The sequence below is a fragment of the Chroococcus sp. FPU101 genome (assembly GCF_017312365.1).
GTDB lineage: Bacteria > Cyanobacteriota > Cyanobacteriia > Cyanobacteriales > Microcystaceae > Chroococcus.
This window is the reverse complement of sequence record NZ_BLJI01000001.1, coordinates 426,441-446,240: the sequence shown is the minus strand read 5'-3', so window position 1 is coordinate 446,240 and position 19,800 is coordinate 426,441. Positions and strand designations below refer to the sequence as shown.

Below are 19,800 nucleotides of genomic sequence, written 5' to 3'. Positions count from 1 at the left end.
ATTGTAAAGCATCAAATAAAGATACTGCTATTTAAGAAATCTCTCTAACGACTTGTTTTAAAACTTTTAATCCTTTTAAAGATCCTTGAATTAATCCTAAAGATGCGAGAGGTTGCTGTAACATTTTAATCGCTAACGGTATTGGTTGAAGCTGACCATTAGTATTAATCGTTCCTTCTAAATTAGGTAAATTGTGTTGAGCATCATCACTAATTACTCTTAGAAGAGTGACTTTGATTCCCATTGGTTGCAACACTTCTAAAATAGCGAATCCTTCCATATCCACGACTTCAGCATCATATGTTTTGTATAGATGTTGTTTTTCTAATGTAGTACAAATAATGCGATCGCTTGTCCAACCTCTAACAAGATTAACATTTTCTCCCACCGATACATGACAATCTCGCCATCTCACCTGATTATTTTCTAAATTCCCACACTGTTGATAGACAACAATTTCCCCACTTTGATATCGGGGGGATAAACTTCCTGCTAAACCCATTAATAAAACCTGACGCGGAAAATTAGGACAAGATTCTAACCATTGCTGCAAAAAAAGTTTTGAAGCAGTATAACCCATCGGAATAGAAACAACGGGTATTTTGCTCACTCGACAGACAGAGCGGTATTCAGAACCTTGAGGAATAAAAATGAGATCAAAATTGTTTTGAAAAAGGGTCATAGAAATAAACACAAAGAACCATTATTCTACACCTTCTATTTCTTCATCACTTAAATTGTATAAATCTTGTAATTGATTCAGTTTTTCCTCATCTGCATCCCAGAAACCACGACCATTTGCTTCTAATAATCTTCCGACAATATTCCGAAATGCTTCAGGATTAATTTTTCTTAATTTCTCCGCTATCTCTGCATTCAAAGCATAAGTATCCGCTGCTTGATTATAAACCCATTCATCAGTAAAATTTGCAGTTCCACCCCAACCAATCAAAGCCGTCATGCGTTGTGAGATTTCGTAAGCACCTCCCGAACCTTGATTAATCATTGATTCTGCCCATTTTGGGTTTAATAATTTGGTACGATATTCTAAACGCAATAAGTCTTCTAACTTTCGTGGTGTGGTATCTTTAGAAAAACTTTCAATAAAACTCGCAGTTACCTTTTTTCCGCTTTGTTTTTCGGCAGCTAATTTTAATCCTCCTGTATTTCCGTAGTATTCTTGAATATCCGTTAGTCCATATTCTACAGAATCAATTTCTTGGACAATTCTTTCACTGGTTCGTAAAAGTTGATTGAGAATTTCAGGTCTAGCTTTTCCTTTATCTTGTTTTCCATAGCTAAACATATTGCGTTTTTCCCAAGTATTCGCTAATTCTTCTTGAGTATTCCAGTTTCCATCAACAATTTGATCATTGACTAAAGAACCAAAATCACCCGCAGGATTAGAAAAAAGTCTAGCTGAAGCATTTTCAACACCCTGTCGTTTTAAAGCTAAATAATGCTTACGAATAAAATTCATTTCTTCAGGTTCATCAACTTCCGCAGCCCGTAAAAATAAATCATCTAGTAAATCAATAATATTGGTAAAAGTATCTCGAAAAATCCCCGAAAGATTCGCTAAAATATCGATTCTTGGATGACTCATTTCTGTCAATGGTTTAAGTTCATAGCGAACAATTCGACCCGTTCCTTCTTTAATGGGTTCTGCACCGACTAATTCTAATAAAATGCCTAATGATTCTCCTTTTGTTTTAATAATATCCAAACCCCATAACATGACTGCAATAGTCTCAGGATAATTTCCTGTTTCATCTAAATTTTGTTGAATTACTTTTTTAGCAATTTCTTGTCCGCGAAGATAAGCAGCAGCAGAAGGCATTCGATAGGGGTCTAAAGCATGAATATTTCGTCCTGTTGGTAAAACTCCAATCCCATCTCTAAGTAAATCTCCCCCTGGTGCGGGTGGAATATATTCGCCATTTAACCCTTTAATTAAATTGGTGATTTCATCAGTATTTTGTTCTAATAAATCTCGAATTTTAATTGCTTCTGGAATTTTTTCAGATGTACCATTTCTACTAATAATTTCTGATTCTCGACGGTTGACAATATAATCAATATGATTTTCAGAAATCCCATCAGCAAAATAAGCTTCTAAATAAAATTTTAGAGCTTCATTACTTGGAACTTCGCCCAATGTATGTAACCCCGATGAAAACAATCTTTGTTCAACGACTTGTAGATATTCATAGACCTTAACAAAATATTGAATGATTGTATTTTTGCTAAATAAACGAGCATTTTCTACATTAAATTCAAGGCTATCTTCAAATCTACAATCAACCTCTAAACCTGTATCTATAATTTTTTGGCAAATGACATCTCTTAAAGCTAAATTTTTCTCTGGGTCTTCCCGAAACTCTGCAATTAAGTCACGTAGCGTCATTAATTCTTTGTATAATCCAGCACGTCCATAAGGAGGAACATTATGAGAAATTAAGACACCATAACCACGACGTTTAGCTAAAATTGATTCAGATGGATTATTCGCTGCATAAAGATAAAGATTAGGCAGATTTCCTAATAAAATATCCGACCAAGAATAGCCCGTATTTCCCAGTGGTGAACCAGGTAGCCATTCGACTGTACCGTGCATTCCAAAATGTACTACAGCACCCGCTTTAAACTCATTTTGTAACCATTTATAAAAAGCAGTATATTGTGGATGTGGGGTTAAATCTTTTTCAAACATTAATCGCATTGGATCACCTGAAAGTCCTAACGGTGGCTGTACTCCAATCCAAATATTGCCAAATTGAACGCCTCCGATACTAAAATGATCACCAATGGTTTTGATACCTGTATGGGTTAATGATTTCCATTGCTTCTCAACACGACTTGTTAATAAATAACCAAGCCATTTTTCTAAAGTTTGTACATTAACCGTATTTTCATCTAAAGTTATATTCTCATCCGCTTCTTTAACTTTATCAATAATATATTCCCCGTCATCTGGTAAATTACCTACTGTATAACCTTCGTTTTTCAAAGCTTGTAAAAACTTAATCAAACTGCGAGGTACATTGAGTAATGCTGCTGTTCCTGTCGCACCATAACCAGGAGGAAAATTATATAAGATAATGGCAATCTTACGTTCTGAATGCGGTATTTTTCTAAGTTTAATCCAATTGTGTAAACGTCCTGTTAAACGCTTAATACGTTCTGGAATTAAGTAAATATTTTCTCCAACTAAACCCCCAATTGGAATCGTATCTATTGCACCGTCTAATTCAGGTAAAGCATATAAAACAACACTTTGTAAACCTCCGATTCCTTGCCTTGTCCAAGAGTGGATATCTTGTATTAATAAAGGGGCGGCAATTAAATAGGGAATATTTTTAGCCGATAAAATTCTCTTAGCGACTTCGACTTGTCTTCCTGCTTCCATTGAACCCGCAGGCCCACCTACTAAAGGAAAACCAATTGTAGAGACAATCGCATCAATTTCTATCGCTTCATCTGATAATGAAAGTGTTTCGATATTGCCATTTTTTCGCTGTTGTGTTTCATAAGATGTCGTCAACCAGTCCCTAACAATGACATGACCTTCGACACCATTAATGAAGATTGGAACAGGTATCAAATTTTCTGCTTCAAAATAGCGAATCAGTTGATGAATATAAGGTTGTTTTGAAATAACGTGTTTACGGTAAAGTAAAATTCCAATAATCGGTTTATCTTCAATTGTTTTTTGACTTTTATACCAGTTTAGATAATCACGCGGTGAAGTAAAATATCCCTGATAGTCGGGATGAAGTAAACCTTTATTTGGTGTTTCAATTGGGGGAGGAATATCAGCAATTGATAAATCTAAATATTTTTGGGCAATTGTCCAACACATCGCCGCAACATTTTCCGTTCCTCCAGCATTCCAATAGCCGTAAATAATTAACCAATTGCGTAAATCTTGGACTTTTTTGGCAGGAATTAGTTTTAAAAGTTTCGGCCCAGTTTTGAGAAAACTTAAATAACCTGCAAGTTTATCTTCTTCTTTACCACTCGAAAACTTACTTAAAATAAATTGGATTGGTTTTGGCATCCCTTTCGGTTTATCCCCAATCACAAATTTACCCAATTGGGTTAAACTCATTAACTCTAAAGCAGATTCAAAAATAAGACGAATTGGTATTTTTTGAACTCGCTCACGTAGCCACATCACTTGATCATAATCAAAAATGAGACTCGCAAAAAAAACATCAGCATTATTTAGTGCATTTTCAACAATTTCAGGATGAGTAGTTAAAATACGATCGCTAAATACTTTAACATCCAAACCAGTACAGCGAGACATAGCTAAGGTGGCTGCTTGTCGATATAAATCTGTATTAAAGGTTTCAAAACCAGTAATTAAAACGATACTTTTCATCCTAGAAAACTTGAGACGATGAGTTTAAACTTTACTGACCATTCTAACGTTATTTAATTAAACACATGATACACACAGATTAAATTAAGTCTTTTTCTTAAAGCTAATTGTTAGTTTTAAATTAGGCAAACGTTCCACCATTCCATCCCCACATTGCTCTCTCGGCATCGGCAAACTCAAGATAAATCCGATTTTTAGGAACCCCTAAATGTTCTTCTACTGTTTGACAAAAATCTTGACTCATTGCTTTAGTAATGTCTGGAGTCATGCGACCTATACTTTTTATTTCAATATAACAAACAGGTTCAAAAGTTCCGCCAAAAGTCATCTTAATCTCTGGTTCAAAAGAAGTCATGACATAAGACTCAGGTTTACCCAGATGTTTCGCTAATTTACTCGATAAACTGGTTAAAAGTGTTTCTACAGCTTCAGATGAAGGAGTTTTGACAGAGGATTGAACTTTGATTAATGGCATACTAAACGGTGAGCGATGGATATTCCCTATTTTATACATCCTATGAATCAAACTGTGTCAAGATGAAGTCATCTTAATTTATGCAGATTCTTAGACGACAATTATCTATGCACACGTAGCAGAACGTTGGGAAAATAATGTCGCGTCGAATTATTGGTTTAACGGGAGGAATAGCCACAGGAAAATCGACTGTTTCTCGTTTTTTAGCTGATACTTATCATATTCCGATTATTGATGCTGATTTACTGGCTAGAGATGCGGTATCATATGGCTCACCCATCCTTAAGCAAATTTCTTTGAGATATGATAATTCTATCTTATTGCCTGATGGAACACTCAACCGCAAAAAATTAGGAGAAATTATCTTTAGTCAGCCGAACGAGAAAACATGGCTAGAAAATCAGATTCATCCCTATGTCAGACATCAGATTCAAAGCATACTTGATGAAACGAATGAACTCATCATCGTTATCGTGATTCCTTTGCTATTTGAAGCCAAAATGACTGATTTAGTCACAGAAATATGGGTTATTTACTGTTCTTACGACGAACAGATTAAACGTTTAGTAGAACGCGATCGCATTTCCTCCGATCAAGCAATTATCCGAATTCAAAATCAATGGCCAATTGAAGAAAAAATGGCTTTAGCCGATGTGATTTTAGAGAATTCATCGACTTCAGAGCAATTATTTAAGCAGATTGAGCAGTATTATCTCAAGCCTCCAAAATAATTCTAAACCATCTCATTTTTGTCAATAAAACTTTACAATCTTTAAAAAATTGACTACAATTTATAGTAAGCGAATCACCAAAACGCGTTTTTGTTTTGGTATCTCCCGATTGGATTTGCTTGAGTTCTCCTACAACAGCAGCCTCAGTCAACTAGCTGGGGTTTTTTTTGTCCTTTGCTAGTGAAAAACAAAGGACAGCTTACAAGTTAGCTTACGGATGTAGATAAAACGCAACTCCTAAAACTGCATATAGAATTAGGAGTAATAAACCTTCTAACCAATTTGATTGACCATCCGAACTAATGGAATTTGTCACAATAACCGCCGCCCCTGCCGCAAACATCCCAAATAGGTTAAACTCTAGGGTTAAATGTTGATTGAATAATGGACTAATCAGTACTAAAATCGGTGTGATCAGTAGAACTATTTGTAACGTCGAACCAATCGCCACAGATACGGATAATTCCATCTGATTTTTGAGGGATGAGGAAATACAAGTTAGATATTCCACAAAACCACCAAATAAAGGTAGTAATATAACCCCTGTAAACAGTTCCGTTAAATGGAACACTTTAACCGTTTCTTCAAGACTACCTACCAGAATTTCTGAAACAAACACTAAAACAACTGTACAGCCGAGTAGGGTCGCAACTTGTTTAATCGTATCTTTGCTGTCATGGTGTTCTTTCTTTTCCTTCTCTAAAACTTCTTCAATAATTTCCGCAGATGTAGAAGTGAGAGGAAATTTAGCGGAGAAAAAGACACTAAAGCCATAAAAAACGAGCAACAGGATCGAAGCAACCACCGAAAACTCTTGAATCGTAGAGCCAGTCAAACCAACCGAGGTAAATTGAATGGCACTAGGCGTAAGTAGGACTAAAAGAGCAAGCAACAAAGCAGACGCATTTAAACGGGCAATTTTCGGCTCAAACACCTGTTCTTTAAACTTCAAACCCCCCAACAACATCGCTAAACCCAAACCGAGTAGCATATTAGCAATAATTGCCCCTAAGATACTGGCTTTAACCACTTCAATCAATCCAGATCTTAAAGCAACGATCGATACGACCATTTCTGTTAAGTTACCAAATGTTGCATTTAGTAAACCGCCGAAAGTTGGCCCAATTACGTCCGCTATTTCTTCTGTCGATTCCGCAATCAACGCCGCCAGTGGTACAATTCCCAAAGCAGCAAATACAAAGGTTAAGGTGGAAGGAAACTTAAACCATTCAGCCGCGATCGCTAATGGGATAAAAACGAGCATCCCTAACAGAATTTTTTTCTGAGTTGTCATGAGCTAATAATTTAGTTTATGAAATTTCCTTTAAAAGATAGCAGGAATTCACCGTTTTACAAGATTAACTCTATGGAGTTGTATTTACTGGCTAATTTCTTGATAAAAATCTAGTAAACTTTTTGCTAAAGCTTGATTTGTATATTGATTCATAACGCGATCATAACCCAGTTGAGCTAATTTTTGACAGAGTTCGGGTTGTTCGAGCAATTGACGTAAACTGCTTTGTAATGCCTCACTATCACCTTCAGGAAAGATTAACCCCGTTTCTTCAATTACATAAGGGATTTCGCCCGAATTTGAGCCAATCACAGGAACTTTACAAGCCATTGCTTCAATTAAAACATGACCGAATTGTTCTTTCCAGCCAACTGCCGTTAAGGTTTTGACTTGATAACTGGTTTCTGACGGAAGAACTAATGTACTCATTAAATTGATGTAACAAGGGACTTCATCATGAGGCACACTTTCAACTAAAATAATGCGGTCTTGAATTCCTGCGGCTGTCGCTTCAGATAAAATGGTTTCTTTAAGAGTGCCACGGCCTAAAAGTAGACATTTCCACGAAAAATCACTTAACCCTGCAAGAGCTTTAATTAAAGTTAAAATGCCTTTTTCGGGAACAAAACGACCGACAAAACCGATAATAAATTCTCCTTCTTTAATCCCAAGTTTAGCGGCTAATTCACTTTGAGGAGCAGGTGAAAATAGTTTCTCGTCAACCCCCAATTGAGGCATAACTTTAGATGGGCCCGTATAACCATGATCGCGTAAAATATCTTCTGCATCTTGATTACCAGCTACCAAACCATCTGTATGTTTTAGATTGTAAGATTCAATCCAAGAAATCGGAAATTTATTAGTATAAGGTAAATTCCACCAAGTAAAAAAGCAATTTTTAGCTTTTAATCCCAAAAAATTATTTAGCGTAATTAATTCTGCATAACCAATTGATTTAGAACCTTGCTCAACTTGGATAATATTAGGACGAAACTCTTTTAAGAGAGTAATAATATCCGTTCCAAACGTCAATAAAGGCTGATTATTTTGACTAAAATTAGAAATTGGCACAACCCGAAAATTTCCATCTTGCCAAGGTTTAGCTTCAATAAGTTTATTTTGGACTCCTCCTGGTTGCCAGCGTTTTGGAACAACAACAGTTACTTCAATATCAGATTGTATTTGAGTCAGTACTTTTAATTTTTCACAATTGAGCTCAACAATATAAGTATGACTAGCGACTAAAATCTTCATAAACTGCTCTGCATCTATTGGTGTTGATTTGGAGACAAATTAACTCTTTAAAGACAAAGGTTCATTTTTGATTAATTGAACCTGATTTTTGTCTTGTTTAGTATAAACCTGTCCATCATCCCAAAAAGATTTAATTTGAGATTTTACAGCGTCTAAAAAACCTAAACTATAAAAAATTCCACGAGAGATAATTTTTAGAGGTGAACCACTTTTATTACAAGGTGGATTACCCAAAACATGACAATCAAATAACTTACTATAAAGACTAAATTGTTGGCTTGGCGTTAAATTTTTTAAAGCCATTAAAAAATGATTATGATAAAACGTCATTTGATAGGACAACGAGCGAGTATTAATATCGTGACAACCGCCCGTTTCCTCACCAATATGGATTAAATAAGCTTCTGGATCGTACCAAACATGATAACCTGTAGCCCGTAATCTCAGAGAAAAATCGGATTCTTCTCGAACCGCATTGCCTCTAAAACGTTCATCAAACCAAATATTATATTTAATAAAAATATCGCGCCGAAACGACATATTACAGCCTCTAGGAGATATAACCTGTTGAGGTTTAGTAGTATGAACTAAATCAATATAATACCAAGCAATCCCCGGGTTCATTGCTTCGGGGGGTAAGTATTCAATTTCATAGGAAGATTTACTGGTACTCAATTTCTGAGAGTCAGCCAGTTTCATCCGATCAAAAACTCGCCCCGCAACAACACCCACATCAGGACGTTCTAAAAAATTACGGGCATGAGCCTGAAAATAGCCTTCAGGAAGCTTGACATCATCATCAATAAACAGAATAATCTCTCCAGAAGCTCGCCTTACCCCATAATTTCGCGCCCCAGGTAGACTTGCCCAATTCACACGAAACCATTGAATTTTCTTAGACTGTGCTAAGTTTTCGAGATAGGATTGTACTTCATTGGTATGGGTTTGAGTTTGATCAACTACCAATATTTCCAAAGCGGGATAGTCTTGTTGCAAAACATCTTCGAGAGTATCCTTTAAAGGTTCTTCTCGGCGATAAGTTGGAATAATTACAGAGATCAAAGGAAGTGTCATAAATTTAAGCAAGGGTTCTGTGATTAACTAAGCTAAAGATAGTTTCTTGCGCTTACGTTTTAAGGTTTCTGTCAGATTTAAAGAGGGATTTTCTTTTAATTGTTGTTCTTGTTTGTCGATGATCGGTAATTTAAAAATAATACCCGCAAAAAACCAATAGTAAATCCCTACTGGATCTGTATCTAGAGGATACCAATAAGGTAAATAGCTAATGATGACCAAAAAGACCCAAAAACTAGATGCAAAACTTCTCAGACTCGGATCACGAATCGAACGATAGGCTTGAAAAGCAAAAATCAGTAAACTGGTCAAAAAGGTCATATAGATAAAAAATCCAATCCAACCTATTTCCAAAATTACTTTACTATGAAATGTTTCCAAAAAGGTAATCGGGCCAAATACCCGCGCTGAAGATGTTCCTTTACCTAAACCTCTTCCTAAAAATCCACCTTGTGCCTCAGCAGCAAATTGCAATTGTTTGACAATAAACTCTTGGGGTGGACTTTCATTCCAACGACTCACAAAACTATCAACTCGTTCTTGAATAAATTCAGGTTTAAAGAGGGAAAAGCCAATAAATAACAATACACCTAAACCAACAATCAACATTAATTGTTTAAGATTTTTAAATTGTCCCGTCAGAATTAACAAAATAACGATGAGAAGCGGAACTAACAGAAAAGCAACTCGTTGGCCAGAAATAATCGCATTAATAAACACTAACGCTAATCCCACTAGCGATGTTGTTCTCCAAAAAAAGGAGATTTCACTAAAAGCATTTGCAAAACAAATTGTACTATTAGCAACTAAAAACCATGACCAGTGCCAAGGAGAAGCAAATGTTCCTGGTAATCTAATTTGTCCGTATTCTGGACTAAATAAAACCGAACCACCGATAAAACATCGCGCCGCAATTTGGGCTTGGAACAAATCGTTTCCCGTCATTTCTCTTGTTCCTGCACAGCGTCCCGTATGAAGTAACCAATACTGAACAAATGCCAAACTACAACAAATAATGGCGAGAACAACAAGTAGCCGACCAATTTTTAATAATTTGTCTTTACTATCTAAAAAATAATAAGTACAAAAAATCAGAGGAATATAACCAATTAAAACTTTTAATCCAAGTACACCTTGAAGAAAAGGACTACCTTCTTTGCAAGGAACCCGAATTGGCAACCCACCTTCTGGCCTTTCTAAAAATTTGACTGTCAATGACTCACAGAAGGGTAACTGTTCATTAGATAAGCTAACTACAAATAAAGCTAAGAGACAAAAAACAAATAATAGTGTTAATGTAGGTATCAATTTTTTAGGAACAAAAATGGGTTTCTTGTTCTTGGCACACTCCACTATTAGACCGAATAAGGCTGGAATATAAAAAATATCTTTACTTACTTGCATAATTGGATTGTCGTTAGAAATCCAGTAAGTAATCGTTCCATTAAAAGGTAGATAAATGAGGAATGCCCATAAAGCAGCACGAGGATAACAAAAAGATAAGATAGCGATTGGCATTGCAATCGCAACAACTAGACCATAAAGAGGTTTAGTGATTAAGGCTAATGGTAAAGCCATTACTAAACCTGCCGCGATCGCAATGGATAAAACAGTAACTAGCTTTTTTTGGTTTTCTTTAGCTTGACGTTTTTGAGCTAATTGCTCTTGCAGACTCAGTTTTGTCGTTTCTTTTTTTTTCGCTCTTTTTAGAGGTTTAATTTTTCTTTTTAACATGGAGTGGTTCGACCATGAGCTTTTTTGACTTCATCAATTAATACACCACAACGAGCAATTCTGTACATCTGTCGTGGTGTTTCAATCAATTTGCTCAAGTTTAGCACGACGATTAAACGGCTAGGTACTGTTGCACAACTTGAATGAGATGTTCTGACCAATATTGAGCTTTCTTAGCACACGCAGATTCTACCATGACTCGAATTAGAGGCTCTGTTCCCGATGCACGAACTAAAATTCGTCCTTGCTCTCCCATTGCTGTTTCGGCTTGGGCGATCGCATTCTGTAAAGGATCACAGTTTTTCCAGTTACAGCGCGTATCTCGATCTTCTACCCGTACATTTTTTAGAATTTGGGGATAGGTTTGAAAACTTTGGGCGACTAATTCATCTAATGACACATTTAACTGACGCACTAAAGCGGTTAACTGTAATGCTGTTTGTACACCATCCCCTGATACACCGTAATGATGACAGATGATATGTCCAGACTGTTCGCCACCTAACATTGCCCCAGTATCCCACATTTGAGCTTGAACGTGTTGATCTCCTACAGCAGTACGAATGAACTGACCGCCTAACTTTTGCCAAGCTCGTTCAAACCCTAAATTAGCCATCACTGTAGCAATAATCAGGTCATTGGGGAGTAAATTGTGATTTTTTAAATATTGTCCCCACAAATAAAGGATGTAATCTCCATCAACGACTTTACCCATTGCATCAATCGCCATCACGCGATCCGCATCGCCATCAAAGGCAAAACCGAGATCGGCTTGATACGCTTGTACTGCAGATTGTATAGATTCTAGATGGGTTGAACCACAATTGACATTAATGCGATCGCCATTAGGTTGATCATGTAAAGCGATCACCTCAGCCCCTAATTGTTTAAATAGATCTGGTGCCATTTTTGCCGAAGCACCCCAAGCCAAATCTAAAACAATTCTCATCCCTGTAAAATCTAAACCCGATGGCAAAGCATTTAACAGGTTTTGAGCATAATTTTGCGTCATTTCAGGGTAATAGTAAGATTTCCCCCATTGATTAGTATTTGCCCCCTGTTTCGTCGCTAATCCTCTTAATCCTACTTCGATTTGTCCAGCAAGGTCGGATGAGATTTTGGTTCCTTGATGGCTAAAAAATTTAATTCCATTATCTTCGGGTGGGTTGTGACTGGCGGAAATCATGATCCCGCCGATCGCATTTGTAACTCTTGTCAGATGGGCAACACAAGGGGTAGGACATAAACCAATCTGCCAGACATCCAAACCCGCAGAGGTTAGACCCGATGCGATCGCCATTGCTAACATATCACTGGAGTTACGAGAGTCTTGTCCAATAATGACAGGGCCGTTTGTTAAAGAAGATTCTTTTAAAACTTGTCCTGCCCAAAATCCTAATTGCATGGCAAAAGGGGCGTTCAACAAATCCCCTGCTAACCCACGAATGCCATCGGTTCCAAACAAAGGGGATTTAGGTAAAGCGAGAATTGAGTTCAATGTTTGATGATATTCTTCTCGATGACCTTTGACTTTATAAGAAATAGAAGTAACCATATTAAAAAAAGCTCCTCACACATCACACACACGAGATTTAAGAATTTTATAAGATTGCTACTTACAGCTTAAAGTATATAGCGAAAAATTTATTCTATGGTATAATTCGGCATGACGACGGAATTATCGATATGTTTCTAGCTCTCCAAAATTTCGATGATTCCTTTTTGTCCATCAATACGAACCCGTTGATCGTTTTTTAGAAGTTCGGTAGCATGATGAACATCCATCACCGCAGGGATACCGTATTCTCTAGCAATAATGGCACCATGTGATAAACGTCCGCCGACTTCTGAAATAATTCCTCCTGCACTTCTTAGAATTGGACTCCAACCCGAATCAGTATAGGGTATAACTAAAATTGTCTGTGCGTCAATAATGGGTAATTGCTGTAAGGTTTTGACGATTTTGATGGTTCCTTCAATTTGTCCTGGCGATGCGCCAATGCCTTGTAATCTTTTTCGGGAGGAAGATTTAGAATAGAGTATTTTATTAGTTAATGCAGGTTGTCCATAGACAACATAAGGAATTTGAGTTAGTTCTTGATTTTCTTGGAATTGTAATTGTCGTTGTTGGATTAAATCAGTAAGATTGGATAATTGTTGAGTTAATGCTTTTATTTCGTCATATTTGAGGAAAAAGATCTCATCGACTTGGTTTAATTGCCCAGATGCAATTAATTTGTTTTCTAACGCCACAAAATGCCAACGTAAGTTAGATAGTAATTTCGAGTAGATTTCGGTGGTTTTGTTTTTTAAAGCGAGTCGTTTTTGTAGCCATAATGTTTGTTGATTTTGTGTGGCTGACTGAGGAATTGATGTGGGTTCAGGATTTAAGAGAAATTTAAAAAACAATGCTTTAATAGGTCTTTGATCTTCACGCCAACGAGGTACGGCAATATCTGTCCCAATTTCTCCTAAATAACCGTAGCTTTCTAGCCATTCTTGAAAACGATTAAGTATGTTTTTGCCTTCGGGAATTTCGGCTAAATGGGCAAAAAGGGACGCATAATCATCTGCTTGAATGGTAGAGATCGGCAGTAGATGATGCACTTCTTCGGCTAAATTTGCCAGCGATTGGATTGATGCAACTTCGGGGGCGGCGGTGTTATCTAATTCTTCTAAGGGAACTTTTAAAATTGCTTGTCTGATGGCAAAACTTAAGGGGGCTAAAATACTGTAATAGGTGGCTTTTTTGAGAACTAATAAAATTTGTTCAATTTGATTTAATAAGTCTTCAATTGACAAATTGTTTAAATTATGGTAGTTAAAATAATTTAAAGTTGGAAGAAAATAACGCTGTAGATCTTGCTGAAAATCTTTTTCTAACTGCCATTCTCGAAAAGCTAAACGCAGTAAACCGAGTGAATTTCTAAGAGTCGATAACAAGGAAGGTTTAGAAAGTTTTGCCTCTCTGGTTAAAAAGTCTAAGCTTTCAGGTGGCAGTCCCATTCTTTGAAAAATAGTATTTAATAAAGTTGCATTAAAATAAGCTCTTTGGAAGTGTAGTGTAGCGGTTTGCTCAAAGTTTAAATCCTTGGCACGTTTCCCTAATACAATTTGAAAAATTTCACCCCAAACTCCACAGGTTAAGGGTTGATTGATTGACCAAGTAAGCGGACGAATGACCCCAGGTATCACTTCTGCTGCGATTTTCCGTGTCCAAATGGGATGTAAATTGGTGATAGGACGCGACTGTAGTAACCAGAGTGTTTGACCATCATATGTCCATTCAATATCTTGGGGTTGTCCTTGATATAAATCTTCTAATTGTCGAGTCAGAATAGCGACTTGTTTAATTAAATGTTGAGGAACATCACCTTGTCCAGAGATATAAATCTCTATTTCATCTAAGTTACTATTTTTAAGATCACTAATTTCAACTTGATATCGTTCGGGGGTAACTTTTCCAGAAACAATTCTCGACGCATCCCCTGGTAATGCTTCGATGACGACATCTGTATTCAGTTGATTGACGGGATCACGACTAAAGGCGACACCCGAAAAAACACCTTTAATTTGTTTTTGAATGAGTACCGTCATCCCAGTATCTTTTTGCTGTTTATCTTGACGATATTGCAATGCAGCAGGACTATTATAGGAGTTCTGACAGATTAAAATAGCCGATTCTAATTCTTCAGAGTTGGTAATATTTACAATACTGGTATATTGTCCCGCAGCCGAGGCAGTTTCTCCATCTTCCCCTATTGCAGATGAACGAACGGCTAAAGGATCATCAAGGGTAGGATTAAGAGTATTAATTAAAGAAAAAAAGTCATCTCCTACGGGTAAAATCCAACCATCAGGAACCGCATAGCCCAAACGTTTTAATTTAGATAAAGTTGCGGCTTTTTGTCCTACTTTTTGAGGATTTAAAGGATCATTTAAGGTCAGAATAGCGTGATCACCTCGAAAAAAACGAAACATTTTTTTAGACTCTGGATTAACATTCGTTTGGGGTAAGTCTAAATCATCTGGAATTTTTTGATAGATTCCAGCAAGAAGTGAGGTAAGAGCGATCGCACCAATGATATATTCGCTTTGATTGGGATGACGTAGGGTTAAAATCAAGGCTAGGACAAACAAGGCAACTAATTTACCAGATTTGCGATCGCGGAACAGGGTAAAACTAATTAAACTTAACACAAGGGTTAAAATTGCCCCGACTGGATCATGTACCAAAACGCCCCAAAAAACATTAGTGGTTCCTGCGCCTTTTCCCATCCAGTAGCGTCCCATCACGAGGGCAATTAAAGCGAATAATTCCCACACTGAACCTGATGGAAAAAATAGTCTAGTGAGTAAGACCGCGATAATTCCTTTAGCTGCTTCGGACAGGACGGCTAAAATTCCTGCTAACTGACCACCGTGATAAAATGCGGCTGATACAGAAATATTTTTTGTTCCTATTTTAGACAATCGTTTTTTACTCAGTCCATAGGTGATCCAGTCAATTAGCGGAAGACCCCCTAGTAAAGGACAGATCAAAAAGATAATTAGAGAACCCCAAACTTGTTCCATGTTTTGAATATAGCAGTTAATTTAAAATATCTGACCCTAACATTCTCTGATATCGGTCGTCTAATTCTCTCTTCAATGAGGGAGAATATTTTAAGGTTGGATCGCTTAACATGATTTTTTCAGCAGCATCTCTAGCAATGGTTAAAACCTCTTGATCTTCAACTAAACTAGCTAATGCAAAGTCGGGTAGACCAGACTGACGAGTCCCTAACACTTCTCCTGGCCCTCGAAAACGCATATCCATTTCTGAGATAAAAAAGCCATCTTGAGATTGTTCTAATACACTGAGTCTTTGACGCGCATCGGTTGTTTTACTGCTACTCATCAGCAAACAATAGGACTGATGTGAACCGCGTCCAACTCTCCCACGTAATTGATGCAATTGAGATAAGCCAAACCGTTCGGCATTTTCGATTAACATAACTGTAGCATTGGGAACATCAACCCCAACTTCTATCACAGTGGTTGAAACAATAATCTGAGTTTGATTATCCCGAAAAGCGTTTAAAGCGGCTTCTTTTTCAGCAGAATTCATTCGACCATGCAATAACCCAACTTGAAAATCAGGGAATATCACCTCTGAGAGTCGTTGATGTTCTTCAACTGCGGCCCGTAAGTCCAATTTTTCGGATTCTTCGATCATCGGAAAGATAATATAAGCTTGTCTTCCCTGAGCAATTTCTCGCCGAATCAATTCATACGCTTGAGTTCGTTGTTGTCCTGTTAATGCGGTGGTGTGGATGGGTTGTCGTCCTGGGGGAAGTTCATCGATTTGACTGACATCTAAATCACCGTGTAGGGTTAATGCGAGAGTTCGTGGTATGGGAGTCGCAGTCATGCTGAGGACGTGGGGAGATTCGCCTTTAGATAGTAGTCTGGCCCGTTGTTGTACCCCAAAACGGTGTTGTTCATCGATGACGACTAAACCTAATTTTCGGAAGTTGACGGGATCTTGGATTAGTGCGTGTGTACCAACGAGTAAGGGTAATTCGCCGTTTTCGAGTTGGCTATGGATTTCTCGACGTTTTGCAGTTTTGGTTGATCCAGTTAGCAGTTCGACGGGAAGATGAAGGAGATTAAACCAAGTGACGAGTTTTCGGTAATGTTGTTCGGCTAAAACTTCAGTAGGGGCCATCAAAGCGGCTTGATATCCCGATTGAATGGCGGCTAAGATCGCATAAACGGCGACGATCGTTTTTCCTGAACCGACATCCCCCTGTACTAAACGATTCATTGGGGTGGTGGTGGATAGGTCTTGTAAAATGTCCTGAATCACCCTTTTTTGGGCATTTGTCAGGCTAAACGGCAAAATTTCGTTAAAACGCTCGATGACTTGCCCTCTAGGGTTAAAGCTTGCGCTGCTTTGAGTTTGCTGTTGTTTGTGACGACGTTGTAAAAATCCTAGTTGGAGAAAGAAAAATTCATCGAAAACTAATCGTCTTCTAGCATGGGTTAATAGATCGGAGTTTTCAGGATAATGGATGTTAGCGATCGCTTCTTTTAAATCCATTAATCCATAAAGTTTTTTAAGATTAATCGGTAAAGGATCTTTAATTTGATTGATTGCGGTTAATGCTTCGACGACGGCTTTTCTAATGAGATCAGCCGCGATTCCTTCAGTTAAAGGATAGACGGGTAAAACACGACCAATTTTAATCGATTCAATTTGTGACCCAGAACTATCTAGGATTTCAATTTCTGGGTTATCTAAGGTTACGCCATATTTACTTTTTTTGACTAATCCTGATGCAGCAATGGTTGAACCAGGGGGATAAAAGCGTTTTTGTCTTTCTTGCCATCCTTTGTTAGTGTAACGGCTTCCTGCATAAAAGCGATTAAGTTTAAGCTGTCCAGTGCGATCGCTAATAACAATTTCAAAAATGGTTAATTTAGGATTTTTTGGACTGGTAAAACAGTTACATCGTTTTACGGTTCCGACTAAGGTTACAGTTTCCCCTGCTTCTAAATTTGAGATATAAACCTGACGGCTATAATCAATATGATCTCTAGGATAATAAAACAGAATATCTTTAACAGTTTTGAGTCCTAATCGTTCTAAGCCTTGACCTTTTTTTGTCCCAACTGCGGTTAGATGCGCTAGGGGTTGATCTAATGTTACTGTGCGAACAATTTTAGCGGTTTCAGTAACGGGTGTTATGTTGGGAATTTTCGGTTTAGGAGGTTCTGGCGGATTTTCTAAGGTTTGTTTTAAATCTTGTAAAAATTGTCTTGTTTTAATGACTAATTCTTGGCGGAGTGATTCTGAATATTGGGGATAGCGGGAAAATTGAACTGCTAAATCTAACCATCTTCGCCGCGCTTCTAGGGGAGTTCCAAACGGAGGAGATTGACCAAAGCTAAGACACATAAATTCATGAAAGCGGTATTGATTTCCTTGTAGGTTAGTAAATCCTTTTTCCGCTTCTACTGATAGGGCTTTTTGCAATCTAATCCAGTCGGTTTCCTCTTTCATATCCAATATTTTAACATTTTTTTAGTCATACCAAGATGCTCGCCATGCTGATTCGGCTTCAGCGATCGCGCATTCTTTTTGTTTTTTGTAATACTGTTTTTTCAGTTGTATAGTTTGGTCTAATAAATGACGAATCTGCTTTCGTTGTAATGTTAGGTTGGGGTCAGCAAATTCAATTTCAGTTAATCTTAGATGAATAGCGATTAATTTTGTAATTTGAGAATTAGTCGTTTCCTCTTCGGTCTTTTCTGACTCACTTGTTTTATTCTCTGTTTCGATTAATACATCTAATAAATTTGGATTGCCACTTGATGTATGTTCGGGGACTTCAGCTTGAATTGCCAGATTAATTACTTGTTTCGGAAGCTGAGGAGGTAATATTTTAAATTTCTGTAATTGCTCATTGAGTTCCATTGAAAGCTCATCTAATACTTGAATAATTCCCTTATCTATTTGTTGAATCCAGTCTAGTAAAACATCAGGTTTTTTGAAATCATTCAAATCTTCTTCTACTTCTTCTTTGGGAGAATTATTTAAATCTTGTGTTGATTCGATCCCCATTAACATTTCTTCTAAAATATTAATTGTTTCTCGTTTAACTTGTTGAGGTTTTCTAGTCAATAATTCTAATAATTTATTGTTGGCATTTTTACCAATTTTTTTAACTTCTTCTTGTAATTTTTGTCTTTGACTGTAGGTCAGTTGTATAAATTCTTGAGGATATTTATGTGTACAGAGTTGATAACTCGCTAAAATGAGTTGTTTAGATACTGATTGACTAAGTGTATCTAAATAAGTTTGATAGAGGTTACGGAATGTTTCTACAAATTCTGTTGTCTTTGCTTCTAAAGCTGCTAATTCTTGTTTTAAATGATGTATTTTGCCAGTCATGTGAGTTAGTGAGGAAACTTAATAATTAGATGATTGTAGGGGTTAGATCAAATAAACCAAATCCCTAAATAATTTTAACGTGACCTCACGTTAAATATATGAAAACAGGGTGAGTCAGACCCACCCTCGTTTTAACCTTGAAAGATTAGCAGTTATTTTTTCTTTTTATTCGATTTTGCGGCCTGTTTTTCTTCTTGTACTTCTGCTTTGGGGGGTTCAGCTTCTTTTTCGGCTATAGATTGTCCCATTTGGGCGGCAACTTCATCAGCAAAGTTAACTTCTTGCTTCTCAATACCTTCCCCTAAAACAAACCGAACAAAACGCCGTACTTGAATATTTTCGCCAATGGCTGCAATAGTTTGTTTAATCAACTCTTCTACTGTGATATTCTGATCCCGAATATAAGGTTGATCTAACAGTGAAAGTTCTTTCAAACGTTTTTCAATACGTCCCTGTACAATTTTTTCCCTAATATTTTCGGGTTTATTGTCAAGGTCGTCGCGTCCCATTTCAATATCTTTTTCTTTTTGGATGATTGCTTCGGGAATATCGCTAACCTTAATGTATTCTACGTTAGGACAAGCGGCAATCTGCATCGCAATGTTACCGACTAGATCTTTGAACTCTTCACGTCGGGCAACAAAGTCGGTTTCACAGTTGACTTCTACCAGTACACCAATACGGCTACCAGTATGAATGTACTGACCGATCATCCCTTCTGCGGTGGTTCGACCTGCTTTTTTTTCTGCGGAAGTAATTCCTTTTTGCCGTAGCCATTCAACGGCTTTTGTCATGTCGCCGTCGTTTTCGGCTAGGGCTTTTTTGCAGTCCATCATGCCCGCGCCAGTTTTTTCGCGTAGTTCTTTAACCAGTTTTGCCGAAATTTCCGCCATGTTGATTTAATCCTACCAA

Annotated in this window: 13 protein-coding genes; 1 reads left to right on the top strand and 12 read right to left on the bottom strand. The window is 37.3% G+C overall.

What is annotated here, in order from left to right:
* Positions 1-31: 31 nt before the first annotated feature.
* The 3 genes from CFPU101_RS01865 to CFPU101_RS01855 all read right to left on the bottom strand — a co-directional run bounded on the left by CFPU101_RS01865 (position 32) and on the right by CFPU101_RS01855 (position 4,862).
* Positions 32-682 (bottom strand): phosphorylase, encoded by a 651-nt coding sequence (locus tag CFPU101_RS01865; protein WP_206813620.1) that lies wholly within the window; start codon positions 680-682, stop codon positions 32-34.
* A 21-nt stretch (positions 683-703) separates the two neighbouring features.
* On the bottom strand, positions 704-4,387 hold the full coding sequence (gene bchH, locus CFPU101_RS01860; protein WP_206813619.1) for a magnesium chelatase subunit H: 3,684 nt from the start codon (positions 4,385-4,387) through the stop codon (positions 704-706).
* 121 nt (positions 4,388-4,508) lie between these two features.
* A complete protein-coding gene (locus CFPU101_RS01855) occupies positions 4,509-4,862 on the bottom strand; it encodes a phenylpyruvate tautomerase MIF-related protein (protein ID WP_206813618.1) in 354 nt (117 codons plus the stop codon).
* 137 nt (positions 4,863-4,999) lie between these two features.
* On the opposite strand from CFPU101_RS01855, the gene coaE reads away from it, so the two are divergent.
* Positions 5,000-5,593, top strand: coding sequence for a dephospho-CoA kinase (gene coaE, locus CFPU101_RS01850; protein WP_206813617.1), 594 nt, complete (start codon positions 5,000-5,002; stop codon positions 5,591-5,593).
* Between the two features lie 211 nt (positions 5,594-5,804).
* Here coaE and cax read toward each other — a convergent pair whose 3' ends face one another.
* The 9 genes from cax to tsf form a co-directional block, all read right to left on the bottom strand.
* Positions 5,805-6,887, bottom strand: coding sequence for a calcium/proton exchanger (gene cax / locus CFPU101_RS01845; protein WP_206813616.1), 1,083 nt, complete (start codon positions 6,885-6,887; stop codon positions 5,805-5,807).
* Between the two features lie 84 nt (positions 6,888-6,971).
* Positions 6,972-8,141, bottom strand: coding sequence for a hormogonium polysaccharide biosynthesis glycosyltransferase HpsO (gene hpsO, locus CFPU101_RS01840; RefSeq protein WP_206813615.1), 1,170 nt, complete (start codon positions 8,139-8,141; stop codon positions 6,972-6,974).
* A gap of 39 nt (positions 8,142-8,180) precedes the next feature.
* The gene (hpsN, locus tag CFPU101_RS01835) at positions 8,181-9,215 is read right to left on the bottom strand and encodes a hormogonium polysaccharide biosynthesis glycosyltransferase HpsN (protein ID WP_206813614.1); all 1,035 of its coding nucleotides are present in this window, start codon (positions 9,213-9,215) and stop codon (positions 8,181-8,183) included.
* A 27-nt stretch (positions 9,216-9,242) separates the two neighbouring features.
* Positions 9,243-10,949: a hormogonium polysaccharide biosynthesis protein HpsL gene (gene hpsL, locus CFPU101_RS01830; protein WP_242577716.1), complete on the bottom strand. Its 1,707-nt coding sequence runs from the start codon at positions 10,947-10,949 to the stop codon at positions 9,243-9,245.
* A 112-nt stretch (positions 10,950-11,061) separates the two neighbouring features.
* Positions 11,062-12,504, bottom strand: a complete 1,443-nt coding sequence (glmM, locus tag CFPU101_RS01825; RefSeq protein WP_206813613.1) for a phosphoglucosamine mutase — start codon at positions 12,502-12,504, stop codon at positions 11,062-11,064.
* Positions 12,505-12,641: 137 nt separating this feature from the next.
* A complete protein-coding gene (locus CFPU101_RS01820) occupies positions 12,642-15,524 on the bottom strand; it encodes a glycerol-3-phosphate acyltransferase (protein ID WP_206813612.1) in 2,883 nt (960 codons plus the stop codon).
* A 16-nt stretch (positions 15,525-15,540) separates the two neighbouring features.
* Positions 15,541-17,997 carry an ATP-dependent DNA helicase RecG gene (recG, locus tag CFPU101_RS01815; RefSeq protein WP_206813611.1) on the bottom strand — a complete coding sequence of 819 codons (2,457 nt, stop codon included), beginning with the start codon at positions 17,995-17,997 and terminating at the stop codon, positions 15,541-15,543.
* Between the two features lie 21 nt (positions 17,998-18,018).
* The gene (locus tag CFPU101_RS01810) at positions 18,019-18,888 is read right to left on the bottom strand and encodes a hypothetical protein (protein WP_206813610.1); all 870 of its coding nucleotides are present in this window, start codon (positions 18,886-18,888) and stop codon (positions 18,019-18,021) included.
* 152 nt (positions 18,889-19,040) lie between these two features.
* Positions 19,041-19,781 (bottom strand): translation elongation factor Ts, encoded by a 741-nt coding sequence (gene tsf / locus CFPU101_RS01805; protein WP_206813609.1) that lies wholly within the window; start codon positions 19,779-19,781, stop codon positions 19,041-19,043.
* Between the last annotated feature and the right edge of the window lie 19 nt (positions 19,782-19,800).